Source organism: Actinocrinis sp. (genome assembly GCF_035653575.1).
Taxonomy (GTDB): Bacteria; Actinomycetota; Actinomycetes; order Streptomycetales; family Catenulisporaceae; genus Actinocrinis.
The window spans coordinates 1-23717 of sequence record NZ_DASRBQ010000175.1; the positions used below are offsets into that span (position 1 = coordinate 1).

Annotated in this window: 23 protein-coding genes; 11 read left to right on the forward strand and 12 right to left on the reverse strand. The window is 68.1% G+C overall.

Annotated elements, in window-relative coordinates:
- From VFA06_RS23640 to VFA06_RS23670, 7 genes are all read right to left on the reverse strand, one after another.
- Positions 1 to 577: hypothetical protein (locus tag VFA06_RS23640; RefSeq protein WP_324842895.1), on the reverse strand; the 577-nt coding region annotated here is incomplete at its 3' end.
- Positions 578 to 693: 116 nt separating this feature from the next.
- Positions 694 to 1584: a YDG/SRA domain-containing protein gene (locus tag VFA06_RS23645; RefSeq protein WP_324842896.1), complete on the reverse strand. Its 891-nt coding sequence runs from the start codon at positions 1582 to 1584 to the stop codon at positions 694 to 696.
- Between the two features lie 99 nt (positions 1585 to 1683).
- The gene (locus VFA06_RS23650) at positions 1684 to 2004 is read right to left on the reverse strand and encodes a hypothetical protein (RefSeq protein ID WP_324842897.1); all 321 of its coding nucleotides are present in this window, start codon (positions 2002 to 2004) and stop codon (positions 1684 to 1686) included.
- A gap of 237 nt (positions 2005 to 2241) precedes the next feature.
- Positions 2242 to 2391, reverse strand: a complete 150-nt coding sequence (locus tag VFA06_RS23655) for a hypothetical protein (protein WP_324842898.1) — start codon at positions 2389 to 2391, stop codon at positions 2242 to 2244.
- An 8-nt stretch (positions 2392 to 2399) separates the two neighbouring features.
- Positions 2400 to 3593 carry a YDG/SRA domain-containing protein gene (locus tag VFA06_RS23660; protein ID WP_324842899.1) on the reverse strand — a complete coding sequence of 398 codons (1194 nt, stop codon included), beginning with the start codon at positions 3591 to 3593 and terminating at the stop codon, positions 2400 to 2402.
- A gap of 122 nt (positions 3594 to 3715) precedes the next feature.
- Positions 3716 to 4675 (reverse strand): 3-oxoacyl-[acyl-carrier-protein] synthase III C-terminal domain-containing protein, encoded by a 960-nt coding sequence (locus tag VFA06_RS23665; protein WP_324842900.1) that lies wholly within the window; start codon positions 4673 to 4675, stop codon positions 3716 to 3718.
- A 48-nt stretch (positions 4676 to 4723) separates the two neighbouring features.
- Positions 4724 to 6244, reverse strand: a complete 1521-nt coding sequence (locus VFA06_RS23670; protein ID WP_324842901.1) for a condensation domain-containing protein — start codon at positions 6242 to 6244, stop codon at positions 4724 to 4726.
- Positions 6245 to 6993: 749 nt separating this feature from the next.
- Between VFA06_RS23670 and VFA06_RS23675 the strand changes: the two genes are divergently transcribed.
- Complete coding sequence (locus tag VFA06_RS23675; protein WP_324842902.1) at positions 6994 to 10134, forward strand: protease pro-enzyme activation domain-containing protein; 3141 nt, start codon at positions 6994 to 6996, stop codon at positions 10132 to 10134.
- Between the two features lie 108 nt (positions 10135 to 10242).
- Here the strand turns inward: VFA06_RS23675 and VFA06_RS23680 are convergent, their stop codons facing one another.
- A complete protein-coding gene (locus tag VFA06_RS23680) occupies positions 10243 to 11631 on the reverse strand; it encodes a hypothetical protein (protein WP_324842903.1) in 1389 nt (462 codons plus the stop codon).
- 252 nt (positions 11632 to 11883) lie between these two features.
- Here VFA06_RS23680 and VFA06_RS23685 point away from each other — a divergent pair, with 252 nt between their 5' ends.
- Together VFA06_RS23685 and VFA06_RS23690 are read left to right on the forward strand one after the other, a co-directional pair.
- The gene (locus tag VFA06_RS23685) at positions 11884 to 12636 is read left to right on the forward strand and encodes a dienelactone hydrolase family protein (protein ID WP_324842904.1); all 753 of its coding nucleotides are present in this window, start codon (positions 11884 to 11886) and stop codon (positions 12634 to 12636) included.
- 10 nt (positions 12637 to 12646) lie between these two features.
- Positions 12647 to 12907 (forward strand): DUF6295 family protein, encoded by a 261-nt coding sequence (locus tag VFA06_RS23690; protein ID WP_324842905.1) that lies wholly within the window; start codon positions 12647 to 12649, stop codon positions 12905 to 12907.
- A gap of 144 nt (positions 12908 to 13051) precedes the next feature.
- Here VFA06_RS23690 and VFA06_RS23695 read toward each other — a convergent pair whose 3' ends face one another.
- Entirely contained in the window at positions 13052 to 14035 is a 984-nt protein-coding gene (locus VFA06_RS23695) for a UDP-glucuronic acid decarboxylase family protein (protein ID WP_349260320.1), read from the reverse strand.
- A 129-nt stretch (positions 14036 to 14164) separates the two neighbouring features.
- Between VFA06_RS23695 and VFA06_RS23700 the strand changes: the two genes are divergently transcribed.
- The gene (locus VFA06_RS23700) at positions 14165 to 14863 is read left to right on the forward strand and encodes a glycosyltransferase family 2 protein (protein WP_324842907.1); all 699 of its coding nucleotides are present in this window, start codon (positions 14165 to 14167) and stop codon (positions 14861 to 14863) included.
- Positions 14818 to 16482, forward strand: coding sequence for a DUF6541 family protein (locus VFA06_RS23705; RefSeq protein ID WP_324842908.1), 1665 nt, complete (start codon positions 14818 to 14820; stop codon positions 16480 to 16482). The genes VFA06_RS23700 and VFA06_RS23705 overlap by 46 nt, the downstream gene beginning before the upstream one ends.
- Before the next feature lie 80 nt (positions 16483 to 16562).
- On the opposite strand, the gene VFA06_RS23710 is transcribed toward VFA06_RS23705, so the two are convergent.
- Positions 16563 to 17342 (reverse strand): PH domain-containing protein, encoded by a 780-nt coding sequence (locus VFA06_RS23710; RefSeq protein ID WP_324842909.1) that lies wholly within the window; start codon positions 17340 to 17342, stop codon positions 16563 to 16565.
- A 9-nt stretch (positions 17343 to 17351) separates the two neighbouring features.
- A complete protein-coding gene (locus tag VFA06_RS23715) occupies positions 17352 to 17522 on the reverse strand; it encodes a hypothetical protein (RefSeq protein WP_324842910.1) in 171 nt (56 codons plus the stop codon).
- A 430-nt stretch (positions 17523 to 17952) separates the two neighbouring features.
- Here VFA06_RS23715 and VFA06_RS23720 point away from each other — a divergent pair, with 430 nt between their 5' ends.
- From VFA06_RS23720 to VFA06_RS23730, 3 genes are read left to right on the forward strand one after another with little or no spacing between them, the layout of a single operon-like run.
- A complete protein-coding gene (locus tag VFA06_RS23720) occupies positions 17953 to 19200 on the forward strand; it encodes an NAD(P)(+) transhydrogenase (Re/Si-specific) subunit alpha (protein WP_324842911.1) in 1248 nt (415 codons plus the stop codon).
- A gap of 19 nt (positions 19201 to 19219) precedes the next feature.
- Positions 19220 to 19513: an NAD(P) transhydrogenase subunit alpha gene (locus tag VFA06_RS23725; protein WP_349260321.1), complete on the forward strand. Its 294-nt coding sequence runs from the start codon at positions 19220 to 19222 to the stop codon at positions 19511 to 19513.
- Positions 19510 to 20889 carry an NAD(P)(+) transhydrogenase (Re/Si-specific) subunit beta gene (locus VFA06_RS23730; RefSeq protein ID WP_324842913.1) on the forward strand — a complete coding sequence of 460 codons (1380 nt, stop codon included), beginning with the start codon at positions 19510 to 19512 and terminating at the stop codon, positions 20887 to 20889. The genes VFA06_RS23725 and VFA06_RS23730 overlap by 4 nt, the downstream gene beginning before the upstream one ends.
- A 28-nt stretch (positions 20890 to 20917) precedes the next feature.
- On the opposite strand, the gene upp is transcribed toward VFA06_RS23730, so the two are convergent.
- On the reverse strand, positions 20918 to 21556 hold the full coding sequence (upp, locus tag VFA06_RS23735) for a uracil phosphoribosyltransferase (RefSeq protein WP_324842914.1): 639 nt from the start codon (positions 21554 to 21556) through the stop codon (positions 20918 to 20920).
- Between the two features lie 136 nt (positions 21557 to 21692).
- On the opposite strand from upp, the gene VFA06_RS23740 reads away from it, so the two are divergent.
- The 3 genes from VFA06_RS23740 to VFA06_RS23750 all read left to right on the forward strand — a co-directional run bounded on the left by VFA06_RS23740 (position 21693) and on the right by VFA06_RS23750 (position 23421).
- A complete protein-coding gene (locus VFA06_RS23740) occupies positions 21693 to 21980 on the forward strand; it encodes a hypothetical protein (protein ID WP_324842915.1) in 288 nt (95 codons plus the stop codon).
- Positions 21981 to 22155: 175 nt separating this feature from the next.
- Entirely contained in the window at positions 22156 to 22695 is a 540-nt protein-coding gene (locus VFA06_RS23745; RefSeq protein WP_324842916.1) for a tRNA adenosine deaminase-associated protein, read from the forward strand.
- Between the two features lie 57 nt (positions 22696 to 22752).
- Positions 22753 to 23421, forward strand: a complete 669-nt coding sequence (locus VFA06_RS23750; protein WP_324842917.1) for a hypothetical protein — start codon at positions 22753 to 22755, stop codon at positions 23419 to 23421.
- Positions 23422 to 23717: the final 296 nt, after the last annotated feature.

The following is a 23717-nucleotide window of genomic DNA, read 5'->3' on the forward strand; positions in this document are numbered from 1 at the left end:
GCGCGAGCGTCGCGAGCAACGATGGAAGATGCTGCGCTAGGGCGGGTACCTCTGCGGTCAAGTTGTCGACTGTCCAGCCGTCGAAGAGGGTGTGGCCCGCCATTTGACCGGTCCCCTCCCTTGGCTCGCTCATCCTGTGCAGCAGCTGGATATGGGGACCGTCAAGGTCCGCGATCGCACGGACGAACAGTAGCTCGTCGTTGATAGCGGTCTCGGCTCCGTCCAGGCCAGCAGCCAACGCTCGGCCGAGGGCAACACGCTTTTCCCTGAGCGCCGCGTCTTGCGCCGCGGTGGCAACACGGACGAATAGCTCCTGACTGCCCTCGTCCTCGAGCGCCCTCGTGATCAGGTCGTCAACGGTCTCCGAACGGGCTTTCGCGGCTGCGATCAGGGCCTCGCCAACGTGGCGACGTCGACGCGAGCCGAGGGCGCCAATCGCTTGCCTGAGAATCGATTCTGTCATCGGTGTCAGAAAAATCGCGGCTGCGCCTAGCTCTGGGCTTCTGAGGCTGGCGCCTGCTGCGACTGACGCGGCAATCGTCTGCGCGGCGATCTCGAGACCGCCATCTTCACTCATGCGAGGACGCTAGCGCGAGCTACGTTCCGAGGCTGGTAAATCGCGGCTATGGCATTTCGGCAGGCCAGGTCAGGGAGTCGGGCTCACGCGGACCTGAGGCCTTTGCGAGGCGGGGGTCATTGGCCCCAGCGGGCACGGTGGTGTTGGACATACGCCAGATCGATCTTGTGCTTGGCATGCACTCTTAGCTGGCCTCGGACTTGGCCGTTGAGCGCATTGATGACCTTAAGGTCATCGGTCAGGTAGAGGGCGCCATTGTCGAAGCGGACGTGATCGTTAGGACACAAGCACAGGACGTTTCCTACGACGTCCGGCCCGTTGTACGGCTTGCCGAGAGCCTGGATGTGGGCGCCTTCACTGTAGAACCCGCTGTCGACTTCCAGCGCATCGCCGCAGACCTGGCAGGTGTGCTTGTGCAGTTCCTTGACCCACTGAGCCACCGCAGTGTTACGCACAATGCGCTGGGTCTGCACAGGCTTACGGCTAGGCGTACCGCCGGCCGGCGCAGTAGGTGCCAGGGTGACCACGTCTGCATCAGGCGAAGAGTCGTCCTCGTCAATCTGGACCATGCGGAACTGCCAGATCCGGAATCCGTCCACGCCGATCTTGCTTCCGTGGGACTCCACACGAAAGAGCCCGTCGTACCGAAAGCCCGACTCAGGGCTGTAGCGCGGGTCGCCGCCCGCACCGCGGATCACTCGAACAGGCAGGCCCTCCAGTTGGCTCTTAACGAGTCCGGCATTCCCCGAGTCAGTGATCTCCTGGTTAGCTACCTGGCGCTTCGTGTCGTTATCGCGCCCACCGTGCCCGGTGTAGAGGATCCAGCTTCCATGATCCTCGTCATCGACGTAGCCACCAGATACGACGATCGAATCCGCGCCCTCTCGAGGGTTACCGGAAATGCCATGCATGTTCGGAGCATGCAGACCAGCAAGACGCAGCTCCGTGCGCCGTGGGAAGAGGGAGCCGACGGGGAACCCAGGGATGTGGCCGAAGGTCTTTGCCATGTCGTCAGATCGTGCCAGCCCCCACTGACACCACAGCGCAACAGCCGATGGGGCTGATACTGAAGAGCGCGTGTGATCGGTGGCCGCACTGTGCGCACTTCAGTCCTCGTCATCGTCCTCTGCTTCGTATTCGTACTCCTCCTGGATCCAATCCTGCGCGTCGGAGAAGTCCGCCTCTGCGGCTCGTATCGATGCGTACGCTCGCATCTCACACTCGAGCACCCCGACTCCGGCCGTGCGAACGACCCAGGGACGCTCATAATCGTTGAGCGGGACCAATTGGTGGAGCTCAACCCAGGACTCAACCCGGTCGTCTTGCCCTCCGGCGCCGTAGTCCTGGATGAGTCGATGCGTCGCCGGATTGCGCATCGCGATCTCGACGGCGTCGAGGTCCATCGCAGCGGGGTCTAGTTCGCGCACACGGTAAGCCTGACACCAACCACTGACACCAACGGTGGCGTACGGCGGCGGATCGCCGCAGGTCGAGGAGACCTCTCAGCGAGGCGGGTCGGCATATTCGAACTGGTCAGCGACTTGGCAGACGAAGCTACGGATCAAAAGGTTGGGGGTTCGAATCCCTCCGAGCGCGCCCAGCACAAAGCCGGTAAGTGATTAACGCTTACCGGTTTTTGGCGCTTCTGACACCAACCGTGACAGTCAGGCCCGGGCGGACTCGGCTGCTTCAGCGCTGCCGCCCATGAGCCGGTCCATGCGCTTGATCGCTTCGCGCAGTTTCGGAGCGCTCGCGGCGAGCAGGCTATGGCCGACGCTACCGAGCGTGTCGTGGGCCGGTAGGCGCAGGACCACTGAGGCTGTTATAGCCACGCGCTCTTGTAGTGGTCACGGTGATAGCGGATGTGCGCCAATGCGATCTCATGTTCGGGCAGCCGCCGCAGTGCGCCCTCGACCTGCCCGGTCGAGAGGTCAAGCACACTGAAATCATCGTTGATCACGATCACGCCCAGGTCGAATTGCACGTGGTGGTTAGGGCATAGGCAAAGCACGTTGCCAACTTCGTCTGGGCCGCCGTGCGGTCGGCCGAGTGCCCTAATGTGGGCGGCTTCAGCGTAGGCGCCTGTTGGTGTCGGGATCCGAATGCCGCAGATCTGGCATTTGAAGTCGTGTACGCGCTTGACGAAGTCAGCCACCGGACTGCTGCGGACGATGCGTTGTGTCGTCGTGGTTGCGCGCCCAGGCGCTGCCTTGCCAGTGGGTACGCCTGCGGAGCCGGTCGACGATGTGCCGGCAGCCGAGGTAGCGCGCTTCGGCAACTCGCGGAGGCTATAGCGCCAAACCAAGAAGCCAGACTTTCCGGGTTCAGACCAGTAGTCCTCTACCCGAAACAGGCCGCTGTACACGAGTCCGTGGGTCGGCGAGTACGGCGATTTGTGCGTGCTCGCTCGGATCACACGAACTGGCAGTCCGTTAGTCATGCTGGTGACCAGCGCGGCGTTCCCAGCAACGAGCTTCTGGTCTTCTACATGGCGGCCATTCACCTGACCACCTTGGCCGGTGTAGAGAATCCAATCTCCGTGGTCTTCGTCGTCCTCGTAGCCTCCGGATAGAACGATCGACTCAGCACCGTACTGCGGCAGACCAGTGATGCCGCCCTGCAGCTGTCGATGAACACCGGCCTTGTGCAGGGCTTGCCGGTTGGGGAAGGTCGTGCCGGGTGGTACGCCCGGCAGCTCGCCAAACGGAAACGGCGCTCCTTGCTGAGGTCTTGGGAGCGCCACCACCGTGAAACCCAGAGCGCGCAAGGCGGCGTTCGCAGCTGCCTCGCCTCCGGAAAGCTGCCCATTGGACAAGCTTCCGGCGGCGGGAAACTGGTAGCCGTAGGCGACTGCGGCGATGGCCTTTGCTGGATACAACGCGCCGTCGTGTTGAACGAAGTACTTGATGTTGAACCCGAATTGGTGTTCCGCCAGAAAGGCGCGTTCTCCTGCCTTTTCGCACTCGGCGATGGCGCTCAACACTGCGTCTGGCCGCGAGAGCTCACCGATCCCCACAGCTGCCCCTCCTGGTCTGCCGAACGTTCAGAGGCAGCGTACGACGCCTCGCCGACACCCAGCCGACGCCTTAGCGGCGCTCATCATGGCAGCCTGCGCGGCGGGTGCCACAGCCGCCGTGGTCAGTGCTCGAAGACCATTGCGGAGAAGGCGGCGCCGAGACCGGCTCCGGCCGCCGCCATCACGTAGCGGTCGCCTGGGCGCAGCAGGCCGCGGGTGCGGGCGGTGCGGTAGTTGACGAAGGCGTCGGCGCAGAACAGGGGGCCGATGGAGGCCAGGTTGTCGAGCACCACGCGGTCGAGCGGGAAGCCGAGCCTGCGGCAGACGCGCTGCCACGCGAGCCGGTCCACGCTGTGCGGCAGGATCAGGCTGATCGCGCCCATCTCCAGTCCGCATCGCTCGACCGCCGTCAGGATCGCCGCCGCGAGGCAGTCCGCGTATTGCTGCTGGAGGGCGGCGGCCGCTTCCGTTTCGTGCTTGTACTCGTGCTCATACTCGTACTCGTAATCCTCGAACTCGCCACGCAGGTCGGTCGCGTAGGCGAGCAGCCGGTCGTGCGTGCCTTCCGCGCGGATGAGGCAGGCCGCCGCGCCCTCGGCCAGGAATCTGGTCTCCGATGCCGTGCGGGTCTGCCGGGCGAACCCCTTCTCCCCGGCCACGACCAGGGCGAGCGCTTCGGGGTCGGCGTCCGCCGTGAGGAGGCGGCCGGCGACGTCCACCGCGAGCAGACCCGAGGCGCTGGCGTGGTGGCCGACCGCGAACGTCGCGGCCTGGTCGAGCCCGAACTCGAAGCACAGCTCGCGCAGCGGATTTTGCGGGTATTGCACCACCAGCGGGAACGTGCGCGCGTGCACGACGTACCGCACCCGATCCTCGCGGCCGCGCAGGCCGTCTAGATCGGCTACCGCGCCACGCAGCAGTTCGAGCAGCCCGCCATCGGGATCGCGGCTGCTCTGCGCGAGCTGGGGATATCGCCGGAACACCTGGACCTGCATCGTCGACAGCCCGAAATGCTCAGCCAGGTCCTCGATCGGGACGCGGCCGGACGGGACGTATACGCCGACGGCTTCCAGGGCGGTCATGGCGTTGCGCGTCCCGGCTTCCACCGCATGCGGGCGCAGCGCCGTGAGCTATACACGGACGGCTGCCGCGATAGGTACCGGCGCCGTCACACGCGTGGGTGCGTCCGCGTCGAATGCTGCCTCGATGGCCGCCGCCTCCATTTCGCGGGCCAGCGCTTCGTTGCCGGCGGGGGAGATGTGGCGAGTGTCAGCGCAGACCATGACCGCGATGCCGTCCTCCCCGTCGTCGTCGATGTGGAGGAAGAGCTGTTCGTATGGGTTTTCCTTCTTCTCGATCCAGCCGAACGTGCTCAGCTGGCGCGCCGCCTCCAGTTCCTCCCGACTGCGCGCGGGCTCGCCCGGCGTGATGCGGCGGTCGTTGAAGAACGCCCAGTTCACGCAGCACCACGGCTCCGCGTCCGGATCCAGCTCGCGTGCCTCACGGCCGAGCCGATCGATGAGCGCGGTCTCGGCCCGCGGATCGAAATACGAGTACTTCCGCACCGTCATCGAAACCTGACGCGCTCGGCGCACCACTTCGTCGATCGTCGTCTCGGCCGCGTCCAGGACGCACACCCCGCTCTGCACCAGGTTGCCCACCATGTCGGTGAGGCCGGGCCGGAAGCGATTGCTCGACAGAGGCCTGATCACCGCCGGGTTCAACAGCCCGAGCCGGCCCAGTGCGGTCGCGTAGAGCGCCAGCAGCACGGCGGAGGTGTCGGAGGCGGTGCGTTCGGCGATGGCAGGCAGCGCGAGCTTCAAGGCGCGCGAGCGCAGCACGCCGGTCCAATGCCGCGGATCGCGCTCGTCATCCGAGAAGGGCAGCGGACGTGGCGGCACCGAGCGCAGGACTTTCTCCATGTACCGGATCGCCGCGTCGCTGACTCGCTGCCCGGCCGGAGACTCCTGCCATGCGGCCAATTCGAGCTGCTGCAGGCCGATCGCGGGTTCGGTCCGCCTCGCCGCTACCTCCCGGCCGAGTGCCTGCATCCCAAGGCCGTCACTGACCGTGTGGCACGAGATAGCGATCACATGCGTGGGCCTGCCCGCCTGGCGCAGCACGCCCATTTGCACCGGCCACTGCGCGCAGAAGTCGCGCGGCCTGGTGCGGTAGCAGGCCTCAATCTGCGCTGCCGTCTCGTCCGCGTCGGCGCCGGGCGCAAGATCGTAGACGTCGAGCATGACGGTGCCGGAGCTGTGCACTTCTTGCAGCGCGTAGCCCTCGTCGTCGAACCGCAGCTTGGTGCGCATGGACGGGAAGCGCGACACCATGTAGCTGAGCTGGCCCGCAGCGTCCTGCACGCTCACGCCCGGCGGTAGCGGCAGCACGCCACCCAGCGAGATCCAGCCTTGCCGGACCATCGCCTGAAGGATCTCTCGCTGTCCCCACGTCATTTCCCCGACGCCTTCGCCGTCCCCCGCGAAATGCACCGGCACCCGCTCGGTCGGATTCGGCACGAGCGCCGGCCTGATCAACGGGTTGAAGGTGGGGACCGTGACGGACAGCGGGAACGCGGTCTTCTTCAGGTCCGCTTCCGGTCCGGTGCCCGTCCGGGTGTCGGCACCCGGTTCCACGATCAGTTCAGCCATGTCGGTCCGCCGCCGCTTCTGCCAGGGTCCGCCGCCGCATCAGGAGTCTGTGCACCTTTCCGGTGTGGCTGGTGAAGGCTGCAGATCGCCGCCCACGTCGAGCAGCAGCATCGGCCCCGGCGCCGGCCACGAAGACACGCCAGTGGCCGACACGCGCCACCCCCTTAAGCGAACTCTCCGGCCGGTACAACGGATAATCAATGCCCTGGGGCGCATCCCGAATTCACCCGCTGGTAGGGGCCTCGGCCCTCGACTCACCACCGTGAAACTTCCATGGCGCGCGGCGTGAGCTGCGGCGCGGGACCGCCGACCATACCGGCCACTGACCCGCCCGTCAGAATTCTCACTTCATGTCCATAATTTCCGTTGTAGCGCGTTCTGTACTGCTACGTTTTGTGACATATCTGGCCCGAATTAGGCATGGCGGCGGCTGGTGCAAACCTGCTACAAATAATCGTCTCGAGGGCTCGTCAGGGAGTCGTAACATGAGTCCTCGCCGACTCCGCCGGGCACGTCGTGGCGGGTCATCAACTGCGTGGGGGGATTGTTACTTGTCCGAGCGTCCACTCACGGTCAATATCGTCATACTCGCGGCGGCCATCTGCGACCTGCCCCGATTCCCGGGGATCGCCTCATTCGCCACGCTCTGACCCTAAAAGCTCCGATGCTCCGGTATGACAGGACCGGGAGCACCGGTGTTCGCCGCCCCCGTGGGGGGACCGGCGGCTGACAGCACCACCGTACGAGACATGGGGATTCATGTGAACAAATCCAGCAGCGCCGCCGCGCCAGGGGAGCTTGCCTCGGCGCAGTCCCGGCGCGTCCGGCGGACCGCCATTCCGGCGGTCGCCGTCAGCCTCGCGGTCGGCGCGTCCCAGATCGCGCTCGCGGTCCCGGGCCACGCCGCCGCGGCGAGCCGGATCGCGGTCGGCGCGGCCCCGACGGTGCCGCACGGCGCCAAGACCGTCGCGGCTCCCGCGGACTCCACCAAACTCACCGTCGACATCCAGCTGAAGACGCCGACCTCCGCCGAGCTGCCGGCGGTCGCCGCGGCCGTGAACGACCCGAAGTCGCCCTCCTACCACCACTTCCTGGCGAAGGGGGAGATCGCCAAGCAGTTCGGCGCCTCCGCCGCTGAGGTCGCCGCCGTGGACGCGGCACTCAAGGCGGCTGGCCTGACCCCCGGACCGGTTTCCTCGGACGGTCTCTTCATCCCGGTCACCACCACCGTCGGGCAGGCCAAGACGGCGTTCAGCACCAACTTCGCCGGATACACCTTCGGCGGTCGCACGGCCTACGCCAACACTGCCGCGCCGAAGTTCGACTCGTCGATCTCGGCTGACATCGCGGGCGTGGTGGGTCTGGACAACATCGCCTACGCGGTGCCGCACTACGTCAACACCCACCGCGAGGCGAAGGCCGGCGTAACGGGCAGCACGGTCAAGGCGCACACCGTCTCGCCGCACACCGCGGCACCGGTCTGTGCGAACATCGACAACATTCTCAACCCGATCGGCCTGCACAACGGCACCGACTACTACCGCTCCGACACGCTGGCCGACATCTACGGCACCAGTTCGGTCCTGGCCGGCGGCAACAACGGCTCCGGCGTGACCGTCGCGGTCTTCGAGCTCGAGAGCTACGACGCGGGCGGCGTCTCCGACTACAAGAACTGCTACAACATCTCCACCTCGGTCAGCGAGGTCGCGGTCGACGGCGGCCCGACCACCGCGGCCAACCTGTACACCGGCGTCGGCGTCGAGTCCGCGCTCGACATCGAGAACATCGCGACCGCGGCGCCCGGCGTCTCGATCGTCGACTACGCCGGCCCGGACTACACCGTTGCCACCGACGCCCAGATCCTGGACACCTACCGTCGGATCGTCAACGACAACACCGCCAAGGTGATCTCAAGCAGCTGGGGTCTGTGCGAGGCCGCGGCCAACCCGTCGACCATCACCGCGGAGAGCACGATCTTCGCCCAGGCGGCGACGCAGGGACAGACGGTCATCGCGGCCTCCGGCGACGCCGGAGACACCGACTGCTACAACCCGCAGGGCAGCAAGGACAACGAGCTGTCGGTGGACGACCCGGCGAGCCAGCCGCAGGTCCTGGCCGCCGGCGGCACCACCATGCACGGCCTGACCAATAACTCGATGATCGAGTCGGCGTGGAACTCGGTGCAGACCGACGCGAACGGCAACCACTTCTACGGCGCCACCGGCGGTGGCGTGTCGAAGTCGGAGACCCTGCCGGGCTACCAGGGCAACAACGGCGTCAAGGCGGCCGGTTACGCGCAGAACTGCGCCACGGCCGCGACCAGCGGCTGCCGTCAGGTGCCTGACGTCTCGGCGCTGGCCGACCCGGGCCAGGGTTACGTCATCGACGAGATCTACAACGACGGCAACCCGCAAAACACCGGCTACTACTACGCCGTCATCGGCGGCACCAGCGGTGCGGCTCCGATCTGGGCGGCGATCTACGCTCTCGCCGACGCCAGCTCCGCATGCAAGGCCAACGGCCTCGCCGGTCAGGCGGCCCCGGCCCTCTATGCCGCAGGCGTCGCGCCCGGTGGGTTCTCGGTGTTCCGTGACGTGACCGCGGGCAACAACGGCATCTCCGCCTACAGCCCGTCGTACAGCTACCCGGCCACCGCCGGGTACGACATGGCGACCGGCTGGGGCAGCCCGGTGGCGCCCGGCGTCGTCTCCGTCGCGTGCCAGGTCGCCGTCACCTCTCCGGCCAGCTACTACGTGCCGACTGGTCCGACCCGAATCCTGGACACCCGCAAGGGCATCGGCGGAAGCGGTCCGGTCGCCGCTGCAGGTGGCACCACCAAGCTGCAGATCACCGGCCTCAATGGCGTGCCGACGTCCAACGTGACCGCCGTGGCGATCAACGTGACGGTGACCGCCAACTCGAGCGGCGGCTACGCCGTGGTCTACCCGGACGGTGGCGCGTTCCCGTCGACCTCCAGCGTGGACTGGGCGGCGAACCAGACCGTGCCCAACATGGTCGTCGTGCCAGTCGGCGCGAACGGCAAGGTCGACCTCGTCAACGAGTCGGGTGCCTCGGTGCAGTTCATCGCCGACCTCGCCGGCTACTTCACGTCGGACTCGACCGCGGCCGGCATCTCCACCTACACGGCGGTCGGCCCGGTGCGCGCGATGGACACGCGTAACGGCACCGGTGTCGCGAAGGCTCCGATTCCGGCGAGCGGCGTCGACTCCCTGACGGTCGGCGGCACCACGATCGGCAGCGTCACGATCCCGGCCGGGATCAGCGCGGTCGCCATGAACGTCACGGTGACCCGTCCGGTCGGCGGCGGCTACCTGACCGTCTACCCGAACCAGACCTCGGGCGGAACCCCGGTCACCCGTCCGGTCGTGTCCAACCTCGACTTCTCGGCGAACCAGACGATCGCGAACCTGGTGATCGTTCCGGTCGGCGCGGACGGCAAGGTGGACTTCTACAACGGCAGCGGCGGCAACACCGACGTGATCGCCGACGTGGCCGGGTACTTCCAGGCCGGCGCCAGCGGTGCCAAGTACTACGCGCTCGGCCCGGACCGGGTCGTGGACACCCGCATCGGGCTGGGTACCTCCGCTCCCGGCACGGTGGCGGCCAGCGGCGTGCTCGGCCTGCCGGTTCCGGCGACCGCCAAGGCGATCCTGGGCAACCTGACCGTCGCCGCGCAGACCGCGAGCGGGTACCTGACCGCGTACCCGGACAACGTGACCCGTCCGGTCGTGTCGAACCTCGACTTCTCGCCGGGCGGCCCGGCGGTGGCCAACGCCGCCATCGTGCCGAACAGCGGGCAGGTCGACTTCTACAACGGCTCCGGCGGCACCATCCGCCTGATCGTCGACCTCGGCGGCTACTTCAGCTGAGGACCCGGTAAGCGATCCGGTAAGCAATAAGGGCAAGTAAGGGGCCGGGGCCCGGCGGAGAAATCCGCCGGGCCCCGGTTTCGTTCTGGTCAGCCCTGCCCTGCTCAGCTACTTGGCCGGCTCAACCACCGGCTCGGCTTTTCCCGGTTCGCCCTCCGGCTGCGCCGCCGCAGGGGCCAACGCGTGCCAGCCGCCGGTCGTCCGCAGTACATCCCAAGCCATGACCACCATCGTCACCGCCGGTCCGACCAACGAGGCGACCGCGGCGGTGGTGAGCGGTCCGAGCGGCACCGCGAACACGATGAACATCGAGACCACGCCCAGGCTCCACGCCACCAGCACGGTCTGCTGCCGGTTCAGCGCGGTCAGCGCGGACTGCAGGATGTTCGCCACCAGCAGGAACAGCGTCCCGGTGGCCAACTCCATCAGCAAGGCCGCGGACAGCGACACCGGCGCGCCCATCACACTGGTCAGCACCCAGGGCCCGAACAATCCCGCGCCGGCGATGCCCGCCAAGCCCGCGGCCACACACACGGCCGACAGCAAAGCCGTCATCCGCCGCACCTCGGCCATCCGCCCCAGCGCGGCCGCGGCGCTCAGCTTGGGCAGCAGCGGGGCCTGAAGCGGGAAGAGGATCAACAGCGCCAGCCGGGTCAAGCCCACCGCCGAGCCGACCGCGATCACCAATTTGGACTGTTCCGCGAGCCTGCCGTTGACCACGAGCGGCATCGCGTACATCAACACCTGCCCGGCGAGTACCCCACCGGTGAGTCGAGCCAGCCGCACCGCCGCCAGGTTCGCGGTCTCCGGCTCGCTGTTCGCGGCGACCTCGGCCTCCGCGCCCTGCGGCGACTCGAACGGGATCGGTGCCCGCGCGACGAACAGGCCGGACACCGCCGCGATCGCGGAGCCCAGGGCGAAGACCAGGCCCTGCGACCAGGTGGACCCGGCCCCGAGCAGCGCCAGCACGATGCTCGGCAGCAGCCGCGCCAAGCCCTCGACCACCATCGTGATCGCGTACGAGCGGAACTGCTGGCGCCCGGAAAGCACGCCGCGCACGAGGAACGACGCCCAGATCCCGGCCAGGCCGATCACCAGCTCGACGAAAACCAGCCAGTTGCCGTAAAACCAGTGGTGCGTAATAAACGGACTCGCCGCGCACACGATCGCGACGGTGCCGATGCCGACCCAGGCCGCATTGCGCACCTGGTGCCGGATCACCTCCGCCTCGGAGTGGCCGAGCGCGAGCGCGCGGCTGACCGCGCGGGTCATCTCCTGCTCGAAGGCCGCGAACATGCCGGTACCGATGGCGGAGAGCAGGAAGTAAAGCTGCGGTAGCGGCCGAACCTGGTCGACGGGCATCGAGTGGTTGACGACCGCGATGAACGTGGAGCCCGCGGCCGCGGACAGTCCCAGCCCGGCCGCCAGCAGGACGACGGGCCGGTTGAGCAGGGAAAGCAGGCGGGTTCCCCGACCTGGGGCGGGTGCGGTAACCATGACCCGTGCATGGTAGCGCAGCAGGTAAATCACGGCGGCGGGCGCAAAAGTGCAGCCCCCGTGTGTATTCGAGGGCTGCGTGATCAACGTAGCGCGATTCGGAGCGAAGTCCAGCGTCGGTTTGTATCGCTTCGATTTCGATCACCGCCGCACCATCCGTCGTACCGCGACCCAAGGGCACCACGCCGCCACCGCCGGCCGGGACCGGGGGGCTTCATGCGGCTTGCAGACAGCGGGTGCAGGATGTGTCGCATGAGCGATGCATTCCTGTCTGCGACAGTACGGATCCCCGGACACGAGGGCGCCGAGATCGAGGCGTACTCGGCCGTTGCCCAAGACGACCAGCCGCGCGGCGGCGTGGTGGTCATCCACCACCTGCCCGGATACGACGAGGCGACGAAGGAGATCGTCCGCCGGTTCGGGCACATGGGCTACAACGCGGTGATGCCGAACCTCTACTGGCACGACGCCCCCGGTGCCGCACCCGACGACGCCGCGGCGGCCGGAAGGGCCAAGGGCGGGATTCCGGACGAGCGGTTGGTCGGCGATGTGGCCGGGGCCGCGCAGTACCTTCGCTCGCTGCCGAACTCCAACAGCAAGGTGGGCGTGATCGGCTACTGCTCCGGCGGCCGCCAGTCCGTGCTGGCCGCGTGCAGCCTGCCGCTCGATGCCGCCGTGGACTGCTACGGCGCCTTCGTGACTGGCGACCCGTCAAGCATCGAAGGCCACCCGCTGCGGCACATCAGCCCGCTCTACGACAAGCTGCCCAATCTGAACTGCCCGCTCCTCGGCCTGTTCGGCGCGGACGACAAGCACCCCTCGCCGGAGGAGGTCGCAGAGCTCGAACAGCTGCTGACCAAGTACGGCAAGTCGTTTGAGTTCCACAGCTACGCGGGCGCCGGCCACGCCTTCTTCATGGTCGAGCGCCCCGCGTTCCGCCCGGAGGCCGCCAAGGACGGCTGGGAGCGCATCAAGTCCTTCTTCGGCAAGCACCTGAGCGCGTAAGGGGTCGTCTATGTGCACTTACATCACCGCGAAGGTCGAAACCGAGGGCAGCGGCAAGGGCGCCGAGGGCTGGTTCCCGCTGACCGAGACGACCGTGTACTTCGACCACCCGGTTCACGCGTCGGCGGATCACACGCTCAACATCGACTTTCGCAACCCGGAGCGCGGAGCCGGCGCGCGTGTGGCCGTCGAATTGACCGCGGAGACTGCGCGCGCGCTCGCTCAGGCGATCTTGGAAACGCTTGACGCCGTGCCCGAGGGCGTCGCGTAAAGCCGTACGTCATTGTCCTTTCGCGGGTTCGACTGCTGGAACGAACCCGCGAAAGGACGTGCGCGGGAATGCAGAATGTAGGAGGGCAGAGGGCAGAACGAAGGAGGGCAGAGCGTAGCGCGGCGCCCGGCCGGCCTCCCGTCGTCAGGACGCCGGGGACTGAACCCGCGCCGGCTCAGCGGCGGTGAGCTCCGGGTGGCTGGCGAACCAGTCGATCGTGCGCCGCAGCCCGTCGACCATCTCCACCTTCGGCCCCCAGCCCAGCAGATCGCGGGCGAGGGTGATGTCCGGTTGCCGCACCGACGGGTCGTCCTGCGGGCGCTCGACGAACTGGATCTGTGAGCGCGAGTCGCACAGATCCCGGATCAGCTCGGCGAGGGCGAGCACGCTGATCTCGTGCGGGTTACCGATGTTGACCGGACCGCTGTGGTCGGTGTGGGCGAAGCGCACGATCCCCTCGACCAGGTCGTCGACGAAGCAGACGGACCTGGTCTGGGAGCCGTCGCCGGCCACCGTGATCGGCTCGCCGGCCAGCGCCTGGCGAATGAACGTCGGAATCGCCCGACCGTCGAACGGACGCATCCGCGGACCGAAGGTGTTGAAGATCCGCACGATGCCCGTGTTCACGCCGGCCGTACGCCGGTACGCCATGGTCAACGCCTCGCCGAAGCGCTTCGCCTCGTCGTAGACGCCGCGCGGACCGACCGGGTTGACGTGCCCCCAGTACGTTTCGGGCTGCGGGTGCACCTTGGGGTCGCCATACGCCTCGGAGGTGGAGGCCAGCACGAACCGGGCCGACTTCTCCTTCGCCAGGCCGACCGCGTGCAGGGTGCCGATCGAACCGACCTTCAGCGTCTCGATCGGCAGCTGCAGGTAGTCGATGGGCGAGGCGGGCGAGGCGAAGTGAAGCACCAGATCGACCGGGCCGACGATGTGAATGTAATCGGTCACATCCATGCGGATGAGGCGGAATCCGGGTCGCTCCATGAGGTGCCCGACATTGGCCGGCGTGCCTGTGCAGAAGTTGTCCACGCAGACGACTTCGTAGCCGTCGTCCAGCAGCCTTTCGCACAGGTGGCTACCGAGGAAGCCGCTCCCACCGGTCACGACAGCGCGACTGTTCCCCATGCCGGTCCCTTCTGCGAGCCCCCGTGTCGAACTCCCGCTTCAGGTTCGGGAAGGGGCAGCTGTGTACACTAGCGCAGCCACGCGCCCGGCTGGCAAGCTTGGCGCCGCCACCTAAGTTCGGTGAGGTTCATGAAGCTGTCCATCCTGATGCCCGTATACAACGAGTTCGCGACCCTGACCACTGCGGTCAAGGAGGTCCTCCGGGTCGAGTACCCGTGCGACATCGAACTCGTCATCGTGGACGATGGCAGCACCGACGGGACCCGTGATCTCTACGAGTCGTTCGAGTCTGACCCCCGTGTGAGCGTTCACTTGCACCCGGAGAACCGGGGCAAGGGCGCCGCGATCCGTACCGCGGCTGAGAAGGCCACCGGCGACTACGTGATCATGTGTGACGCGGACCTCGAATACTCCCCGGCTGAGATCCCCGCGCTGCTCGCCCCGGTGCTGAGCAACGAGGCGAAGGTCGTATACGGCACCCGTACGTTCGGCAGCCACAACGCCTACTCGTATCTGTACGTGCTGGGCAACCGGGGCGTGACCACGGCCGCCAACATCCTGTTCAACTGCTACATCAGCGACTTGGAGACCTGTTTCAAACTGGTCCCGCGCGAGCTTTACCTGGACCTCGACATCCGTCAGCAGGGTTTCGGCATGGAGGCCGAGCTCACCGGGAAGCTGCTGCGCCGCGGCGTGCGCCCCTATGAGGTGCCGATCAGTTACAAGGCCCGCAGCCGTGAAGAGGGCAAGAAGCTGACGGCGCGCGACGGAGTGGAGGCGTTGTGGATTCTGGCGCGACAGAGGTTCTCGCGCCGCCCGACGAGCTGAGCGGTGCGGCCGGGCTCGGCCGCACGGTCATCCGAGTGCGACGGGCCGTCGCGCGTACCTTGCGCCTTCCGGAGTTCTGGCTCGTCCTCGCACTGTCCGGCGCCACGTTCGCCGTGCATGACGTGGCGTACGCGCTCCGGGTGCCGTTCTGGACGGACGAGGCCTGGGTCGCCGTAACGACCCGCTTCCCGCTCAGCCAGTTGCCGGCGGTCAGTTCCAGCACGCCGATCGGCTGGACGCTGCTGTTGCGCGTCTTCAGCGTCGGCTCCGGCGGCCACCAGTGGCTCAGAATCCTGCCCCTGCTCTTCTCGGCGTGCACGGTCGCAGCCGCGTACCTGCTCGCCCGTGGGTTGGGCTGGCGCGACCGCCGGTCCGCGATCTTGGCCGGAACGGTCACCGCGGTGTCGGTGCTTTTCTCACCCGCACTGCTGGTCCGCGACGATCTCAAGCAGTACACCGCGGACGCTTTCCTCGCCCTCGCCGTGCTTGCGGGCCTCTCGCGGCTTGAGCGGGAGTGGTCGCGTCGCCGTCTCGCGTCGCTTGCGGTGCTGTGCATTGTCGGCAAGCTCTTCAGTCACACCACGCTGTTCGTCGCCGTGGCCGCATTCGGAGCGCTAGCCCTGCTGCAACTAGCGCGCAGGGCTTGGCCGCGCCTGCTGGAGACCGCGATCGGAGGCCTGGCCGCCGGCGTGGGAATGGGCATCGTGTACGTGGTCTTCGATGCTCCCGCGGTGGTGCCCGGCCTTACCAGCTACTGGGAGGCCTACTACGTCCCGCTGCGCCATGGCCTGGGCGCGAGCCTCAAATTCCTCCGGAACAACCTGGCGACGCTGCACTCGTTCATCGGTCTTGGCCCGACCTGGTTGATCGCGTTGTTCGCGGCGCTGGGTCTGGTCGTGCTGGTGCGCGTGGCCCGACCGGCCGTCGCGTTGGCGATCGTGCTGCTCGGCCCGGAGATGATCGCGGTCTCCGGGTTGAAGAAGTACCCGCTGCTCGACGAGCGCACCTCGACCTTCTTGCTGGTCATCGGGGTGGCCCTCGCTGCGATCGGAATCGCGGGGCTGTGCGACCTGATCGCATCCGGCGCCGTGCGACGGGCCGGCCGATGGGCGGCTTTGCGCAGCCCGCGGAGTCTCACTGCCATGGCCGTTGCTGTGCTAGCGGTCGGGGCGTTCATCGCAGGTTCCCGTCACGACATCCGCTCGCACGACCTGCCTGCCGAGGACGTCCGCTCTCAGGCAGCATACGTATACGCGCACCGGACCCCAGACGACGTGGTGTTGGTGAACCTCAACAGCAACTGGGGCTTCGCCTACTACTGGCCAGCGGGCACACCGGCCCAGAGCGCGAGCACGACCGTGATGCAGAAGTACATCGCTGTCTTTCCGGACCAGCCGCGGCTCGTGATCGCGCGCAACCGCGACGCTTCAGGGGTGCAAGCCGCGCTCGACCAGGCGCTTTCCCTCGTGCGGTCGCACTCCGGCGCGCGTGTGTGGGTGGTGCGCACGCATGTGACCGCGGTCGAAGCGGCGGCCTGGAGTGCCGCGCTGCAAGCCGACCATCTCACCCTGCGCCAGGTGAACAGCGCCGGCCTGTCCGTCATCGTCCCCGGAAGCTGAAGCAGCACTTCCTTCCCCGCTTCTTCGGCACGCTTCAGCACCCGTTGCCCACTGACACACACCGGCCGGGATGGATCGGGTCAGCCGTCCATCTGTCCGGTGAGCGAGACATTGCCGCTGTTCGGGTTCACCTGACCACCGATCACGATGTTCTTCGGGTCCGGCTTCGGGCTGGCGAACAGCAAATGTGAGATCTGCAGGTTGGTGAACTCCGGGTTCGGCACGTAGTCCATGATCTTCAGCGCCTGGTCCTGGCCCGCCGACTCGACGTCGAACAGTCCGTACCCGAGCAGCCTGCCGAAACCGGAGCGCCGATAAGCCATGTCGGTCAACCGCGACACCGGCATCGAACGCACGGTCGTGGTGATGATCCCCTCGATCACCACGATCCGCTTGTTGGTCAGCACGAAGAAGCGGTCCGCCCACTCGCCGACCTGAAGCGCCGACCAGCCGATCACCACCAGCAGGACCACGAGCAGCATCCCGCCGACGCCGAACTGCTTGCTCTGCACCAGCCAGGCGATCCCGGCCGCGATCGCGGCGACGAGTACCGCCGCGAACAGTTGGGTCCGCGTGTCCGCCTTGCGCAGCGCCATCGCCTTGCGGATGTCCCACATCGTCGCCAGAGCCCACAGCACCCAAAGCGCCCACAGCACCCAGGCCACGTTCAACGCGCTGCCGGTCTTGACCGGCTGCGAGACGTTGACCGCGATCGTGACGAGCACGCCGACCACGGCCAGCGCCACCGGACCGACCAGCCGTGCCCAGTGGAACCGGGTGTGGATGACGACCTTCTCGTCAGGATCCAGGAACTTGCGTATATGTCCTGGCGCCTGAGCCGACGGCGTCGACGGGAACATGGTCATGGGCTAGTGGACGTTGCTGTGGAAGCTGACGATGTTGCCGATGGAGTGGAAGAAACTTGAGATGAACTTGAACACGTCCTGCACGAAGCCCGACGTGGTGATCGGGTCGTGCACGATCCAGAACAGCACGAAAAGCACGAGGCCCCATTGAATGGCCGGCTTTGCTTTCGGCATAACGATCGCGATCCTTCCCCTCCGAACGCGACACCGACGCACCGCCCTGACCGGCCCGCACGGGTCAGACCGCTGACGACGGACCACGTGTGGCACGTAAGTCCTGACCGATACCAGCGTAGCCTGATCTGCTGCGCTGCGGCTGACTAGATAGGGGTACCCGGTGAGCCGGGGGCGGGAAACCGAGTGTCCGCAAGGTGATCCAGGCTGTTGCCCGATAGTTATCAGCTTGCGGTGATTCGTCCGGTTGTTCGCACGCGGGCGTGCACGCCGGTAACACAAACGCCGCCACCCCGGTCGAGTCCGCGAACCCCGCGCCGCCACCCCGGTCGAGTCCGGCTCGCCTCGTGGTCAAACGATCACTCACGAGTGACAATGCTTTCGCAAGGTCTCTTCCCCCAGCTTCCTACTGACGGGTACGGTGCACGCCATGCGTATCGGAGTGCTGTCGGAAACCAAGTCGGGCGAACGCCGAGTGGCGTTGCCGCCCGAGGCGGTGTCCGCACTGTGCGCCGCGCAGGACACGACGGTCACCGTCCAGTCCGGTGCGGGTCGGCATCTTTATGCCAGCGACGACGACTACCGCGCGGCCGGCGCCGAGATCGCCGAGTCCGCGGAGCAGATCGCCGCGGGTGCCGATGTTCTCGCCGTAGTCAACGCCCCGGAACCGTCAGTCATCGCCGCGCTGCCCTCTGGCGCCAGCCTGCTCGGCCTTCTCAACCCCTTTCAGGAATCCCGCGCTATGTTCGCCGCGCGAGACCAAGGGGTTACCGCATACGCACTCGAACTCATCCCACGCATCTCGCGCGCGCAGAGCGTCGACGCGCTCTCGTCTCAGGCACTTGTCGCCGGTTACCGCGCCGCGCTCGTCGGCGCCGAACTGCTGCCGCGCTTCTTCCCGCTGTTCATGACCGCGGCCGGCACCATCCCTCCGGCCCGCGTGCTCGTGCTCGGCGCCGGGGTCGCCGGCCTCCAGGCCATCGCGACCGCACGCCGCCTCGGCGCGGTGGTCAGCGGCTACGACGTGCGCGCAGCCGCGGCGGACGAGGTCCGCTCGCTCGGCGCGACCTTCGTCAACCTCGACCTGGAGACCCAGGAGGGCGCGGGCGGCTACGCCAAGAGCCAGAGCGCTGACTTCGCCAGCCGCCAGCACGCCGCGCTCGCCCCCTTCGTCGCCGAGGCCGACGTCGTGATCACCACCGCCGCGATCCCGGGCCGCGCCGCCCCGCTGCTGGTGACCGAGGAGATGGTCGCGGCGATGCGGCCGGGCTCCGTGGTCGTCGACCTGGCCGCGCAGAGCGGCGGGAACTGCGCCCTGTCCAAGCCCGGCGAGACCGGCGTATTCAATGGTGTCTCGGTGTGGGGCGGGGCCGATGTGCCCTCTCAGCTCCCGGTGCACGCGAGCAAGCTGTACGGCGCGAACATCTCCGCGTTCATCGCGCTGATCAAGGCCGGTGACATGGCCGACGAGATCTTGGCTGGTTCGCGGGTCACCGAGGGCGGCCGCTTCGTGCACGAGGCGGTGCGCAACGCGCTCGCCCCCGACGAGCCAGAACCCGAGCCCGCTCGCGGGTCAGACCAGCCGGAATCCCAATCACCGGAACCAACTCAGGCGCCGGAGACAACCGAGGCGCCGGAAGCACCCGGACCTTCCGACCAGTCCGCTCAACCGGAGTAGGTGGCGCGTGGCGAACCAGATCGGCGGCGTGGGGCTGCTGACCATCTTCGTGCTCGCGGTGTTCGTGGGCTTCGAGGTGGTCTCCAAAGTCTCCTCCACCCTGCACACCCCCCTGATGTCCGGGGCGAACGCCATCCACGGCGTCGTCCTGGTCGGCGCGATCCTGATCACCGGGGTTTCCTCGGGCGTCGTGCAGATCACCCTCGGCCTGATCGCGATCGTGCTCGGCACGGTCAACATGGTCGGCGGCTTCGTGGTCACCGACCGGATGCTGCGGATGTTCTCCGCGCGCCGCGGCGAGGACCGCCGATGAGCACCGGAGCGCAGTTCGGCTACTTGATCGCCGCCATCTGCTTCATCCTCGCCCTCAAGGGCCTCTCGGCGCCGAAGACCGCGCGGTACGGCAACTGGGCCGGCGCGGCGGGCGCGGCCATCGCCGTGATCATCACGCTGAGCACCGGCCACCTCCAGCACCTCGGCCTGATCCTCGGCGCGATCGCGGTCGGCGCGGTGTTCGGCGTGCCGGCCGCGACCCGGGTCAAGATGACCGCGATGCCGCAGCTGGTCGCGATCTTCAACGGCGTCGGCGGCGGCGCGGCCGCGGTGGTCGCGCTGGTGGAGTTCCTCACCGTGGCTTCGCAGTCCTCGAAGATCGCGATGGGCGACGAGGCGGCCACCGTCTTCACCATCCTGGTCGGCTCGGTCTCCTTCGCCGGCTCGATGGTCACCTTCGCCAAGCTCCAGGAGCTGATGACCACCCGCCCGGTGGTGCTGCCGGCCGGCCGCTGGATCTCCTCCGGTGTCTTCGTGGCGGCGATCGCCCTGGCCGTCACCGGCCTGCCGGTGCGCTCCACCGGCCTGCTGGCCACACTGCTGCTGGTCTCGCTGGTGCTCGGCGTGCTGTTCGTGCTGCCGGTCGGCGGCGCTGACGTGCCGATCGTCATCTCGCTGCTCAACGCCTTCACCGGCCTGACCGTCGCGGCCTCCGGCTACGTGCTCGGCAACACGCTGCTGATCGTCGCCGGAACGCTGGTCGGCGCGTCCGGCACGATCCTGACCCGGCTGATGGCCGCCGCGATGGGCCGACCCCTCACCGGCATCTTGTTCGGCGCTTTCCGGGCCACCGCGAGTGGCCCGGCCGCCGCCGCGGAGACCCGTCCGGTGCGCTCCGGAACGCCGGAGGACATCGCGATCCTGCTCGGCTACGCCCGCAAGGTGATCGTCATCCCGGGTTACGGCCTCGCGGTGGCGCAGGGGCAGCACACCATCCGCGAACTGGCGGACCTGCTCGGCGCGCGCGGGGTCAAGGTCGCGTACGGCATTCACCCGGTGGCCGGCCGCATGCCCGGTCATATGAACGTGCTGCTTGCCGAGGCGAACGTGCCCTACGAGTCGCTGCTGGAGATGGACGAGGCGAACCTGGAGCTCGGGAGCGCGGACGTGGCGCTGGTCGTCGGCGCGAACGACGTGGTCAACCCGGCCGCGAAGACGACCCCCGGCGCGCCGATCTACGGCATGCCGATCCTCAACGTGGACACCGCGGCGGCCGTCGTGTTCTGCAAGCGCTCGCTACGCCCGGGCTTCGCCGGGATCGAGAACGACCTGCTCTACGACCCGAAGACGACGCTGCTCTTCGGCGACGCCAAGGAGAGCCTCAGCAAGGTCGTCGCCGCGGTTAAGGCCCTCTAAGCGGTTCTAGCCGTCGCCCTATACGGACTTAGACAACTCCATAGAGGCGGTCACCGGCATCCCCGAGCCCCGGCACGATATATCCGTGCTCGTTCAGGTGGTCGTCGACCGCGGCGGTCACCACGGTGACCGGGAGCGGGTGGCCTTCCAGCTCCTTCTCCATCTTCGCGATCCCCTCCGGCGCGGCCAGCAGGCAGATCGCGGTCACGTCGCGTGCGCCGCGCTCGGCCAGCAGCCGGATCGCCGCGACCAGCGTGCCGCCGGTGGCCAGCATGGGGTCGAGCACGTAGCACTGCCGATCGGAGATGTCGTCCGGGAGCCGGGTCGCGTAGGTGGAGGCGATCAGCGTGCCCTCGTCGCGCACCATGCCGAGGAAGCCGACCTCGGCCGTCGGCAGCAGCCTGACCATGCCGTCCAGCATCCCGAGCCCGGCCCGCAGGATCGGCACGACCAGCGGCTTTGGCGCGGCAAGGCGCACGCCGCGGGCCGGGGCGACCGGGGTCTCCACATCGAGCGGTGCCACGCGCACGTCCCGGGTGGCCTCGTAGGCGAGCAGCGTCACCAACTCGTCGGCCAGCCTGCGGAAGGTCGGCGAGTCGGTGTGCCGGTCGCGCAGCGCGGTGAGCTTGTGGGCGATCAGCGGATGCTCCGCGACATGGATGCGCATGCGCAGAGTCTATGCGGGCACCCGGTCTTTGATTTCAGCCTGGCCTCGATCCATGGCCGCCACGTCTACCAGCCGGGACGGCCGGGTAGGGATCGACCGGAAGGAAACGGCCGAACATGGACGAAGGGGTCCGGCCATGACCGATCGCCGCCGCGAGCGCGAAGAGCAGGGCAGCGACGCCCCGAAGCCCGACGCGCGGCGCTGCGCCGAAAAGCCCGACGTCACCGGGATTTCCGCCGCCACGCCCATCTCCCCGTCCCTTTCCGCTCCCGTCACCTCCGACCCCGAGCGGGACCGCCGCATCCGCCGCGCCCGCTTCCTCGCCGATCTCGCCGAGGCGCGTGAACTGCGCAGGCGGGTCGCGCCGCGCCGGGCCAGGGCCGCGGAACTGCACGCCCGGGTCCTCCGTACCTTCCGGTACTGATCCGCCCGGCTGATCCGGGCCGCCGAGCCCCCCTCGAACGCGGCGCGCCGATACACCCGCGCGAACCGGTGCCGTGGAGCATCGCTTTCTGTCACGATGCGAGTGCAGACATTGCTTCGTGAGGCATGCATGCACGGCCCTGGTTCGTGGTACGCAACCGCTGGAGAGGACGGAAATGGCGCGGCAGGCGGACTACCTGGAGTTCGACGACGAGCTCGTCGACTTCGCCGTGGCCGCCTTCCAGGAGGACGGACGCTGGGAGGCGGTCGGGCTGCCGCCGCACGTGGCCGAATCCCTCGACGACTTCCTGTTCGCCCTGCGCCAGCAGGTCTCCGAGGGCCCGACGATCGGTCTGGTCGGGCTCGGCGACGAGTACTTCGTGGTGGCCAGGCTGATCGGCCGGGAGGTCCGGCTGTTCCTGTCCAACGCCGCGGCGGGCGCGGATGACCGGATCGCCGGGGATCTGCTCGAGCGGCTGGACCCGGAGGCTGACCCGTTCAAGCTCGACGAGGTGCCGTTCGGCGACCAGAGCATCTTCGCGGACCTCGGCCTTGGGCCGCTGGACCTGGCGGTCGTCTGTGAACGGCTCCAGCTCGAACGGGACCTGCGGCTGCGTGACGCGGTCGGCGGGCTCGCGGCCAGGCTCGGCTTCGGCGAGCAGTTCGCCAAGGCGGCCCGGCGGGACGACCAGGCCGACGAATGGCGTGATGGTTGAGTGTGAAACCGGTCGCGCGGGACGGTGACCGCGGGGCCCGAGATTCGAGGGGAGAGTGTGCTCGCCGTGGCGTACTTCGCCGCACTGCTGGCGCGGTCAGTGGACCGCTGGACGGCCCGCGACGCCGATCTGGACCAGATCGAGGACGTCGCGGGCCTGGTGGAGTTCATGCGGGAGGTTCCCGAGGACGACGAGGACGAGGAAGAGCCGGAAACCTCCGTGCTGCTGCTCGAGCAGGAGGACGTGTGGTTCGCCGTGATCCGCCTCGACGCCGACGAGGACCCGCGGCTGTTCGTCTCGGACATGGCCGCGGTCTCCCGGTCGGCGTACGCGGATCTGCTGCTGTCGGCTGACCTGCTGCCGGTCGGACCGGATGGCCGGCCCGTGCAGCAGCCCGTGGCCGCGGCAGCGGGCACGGCCAGCCTCGACGACGTGGGCACGGAAGAGATCGACGACGCGCTCGACGAAGTCGACGAGGCCGATGAAGGAGGGGACGTGCTGCTGAACGGCAGCGGTCCCAACCCGGCGGCCGATCTCGACGAGGAACCCGGCGAGCACCGCCCGCTGCACTCGGGCCCGGCCGGCGACGCGGACCTGCTCGCGGACTTCGGCGTGCGCGCGTCCAAGCTGGTCAGCCTGTGCGGCGAGGGCACGGTCCCCGCGGACGCGCTCGCCGATGTCGCCGAGGCCCTCGGCGCAGCTGACGAACTCGAGGAAGTCCGCTGACCCCGGCCGCCTCGTCGGAGCAAGCCGCCTCGTCCGAACACGCCGACACCCCGCCAGCCGGTCCGCGCCCCTTGGATGCGGCAGGAGCCGACTCGGCACCTGAAGCCGAGTCGGCCCCCGCGCCTGCTCCGCCTGCGCCTGCGCCCGCCACCGTTCCCGCCTCACCCGCTCCGCCCACGCCTGCGCCTGCGCCCGCCACCGTTCCCGCCTCACTCGCTCCGCCCACGTCTGGCCCCTCCGACTCACCTGCGCCCGGCCCCCCCGCCCCGCCCACGCCCGGCCCCCCCAACTCACCC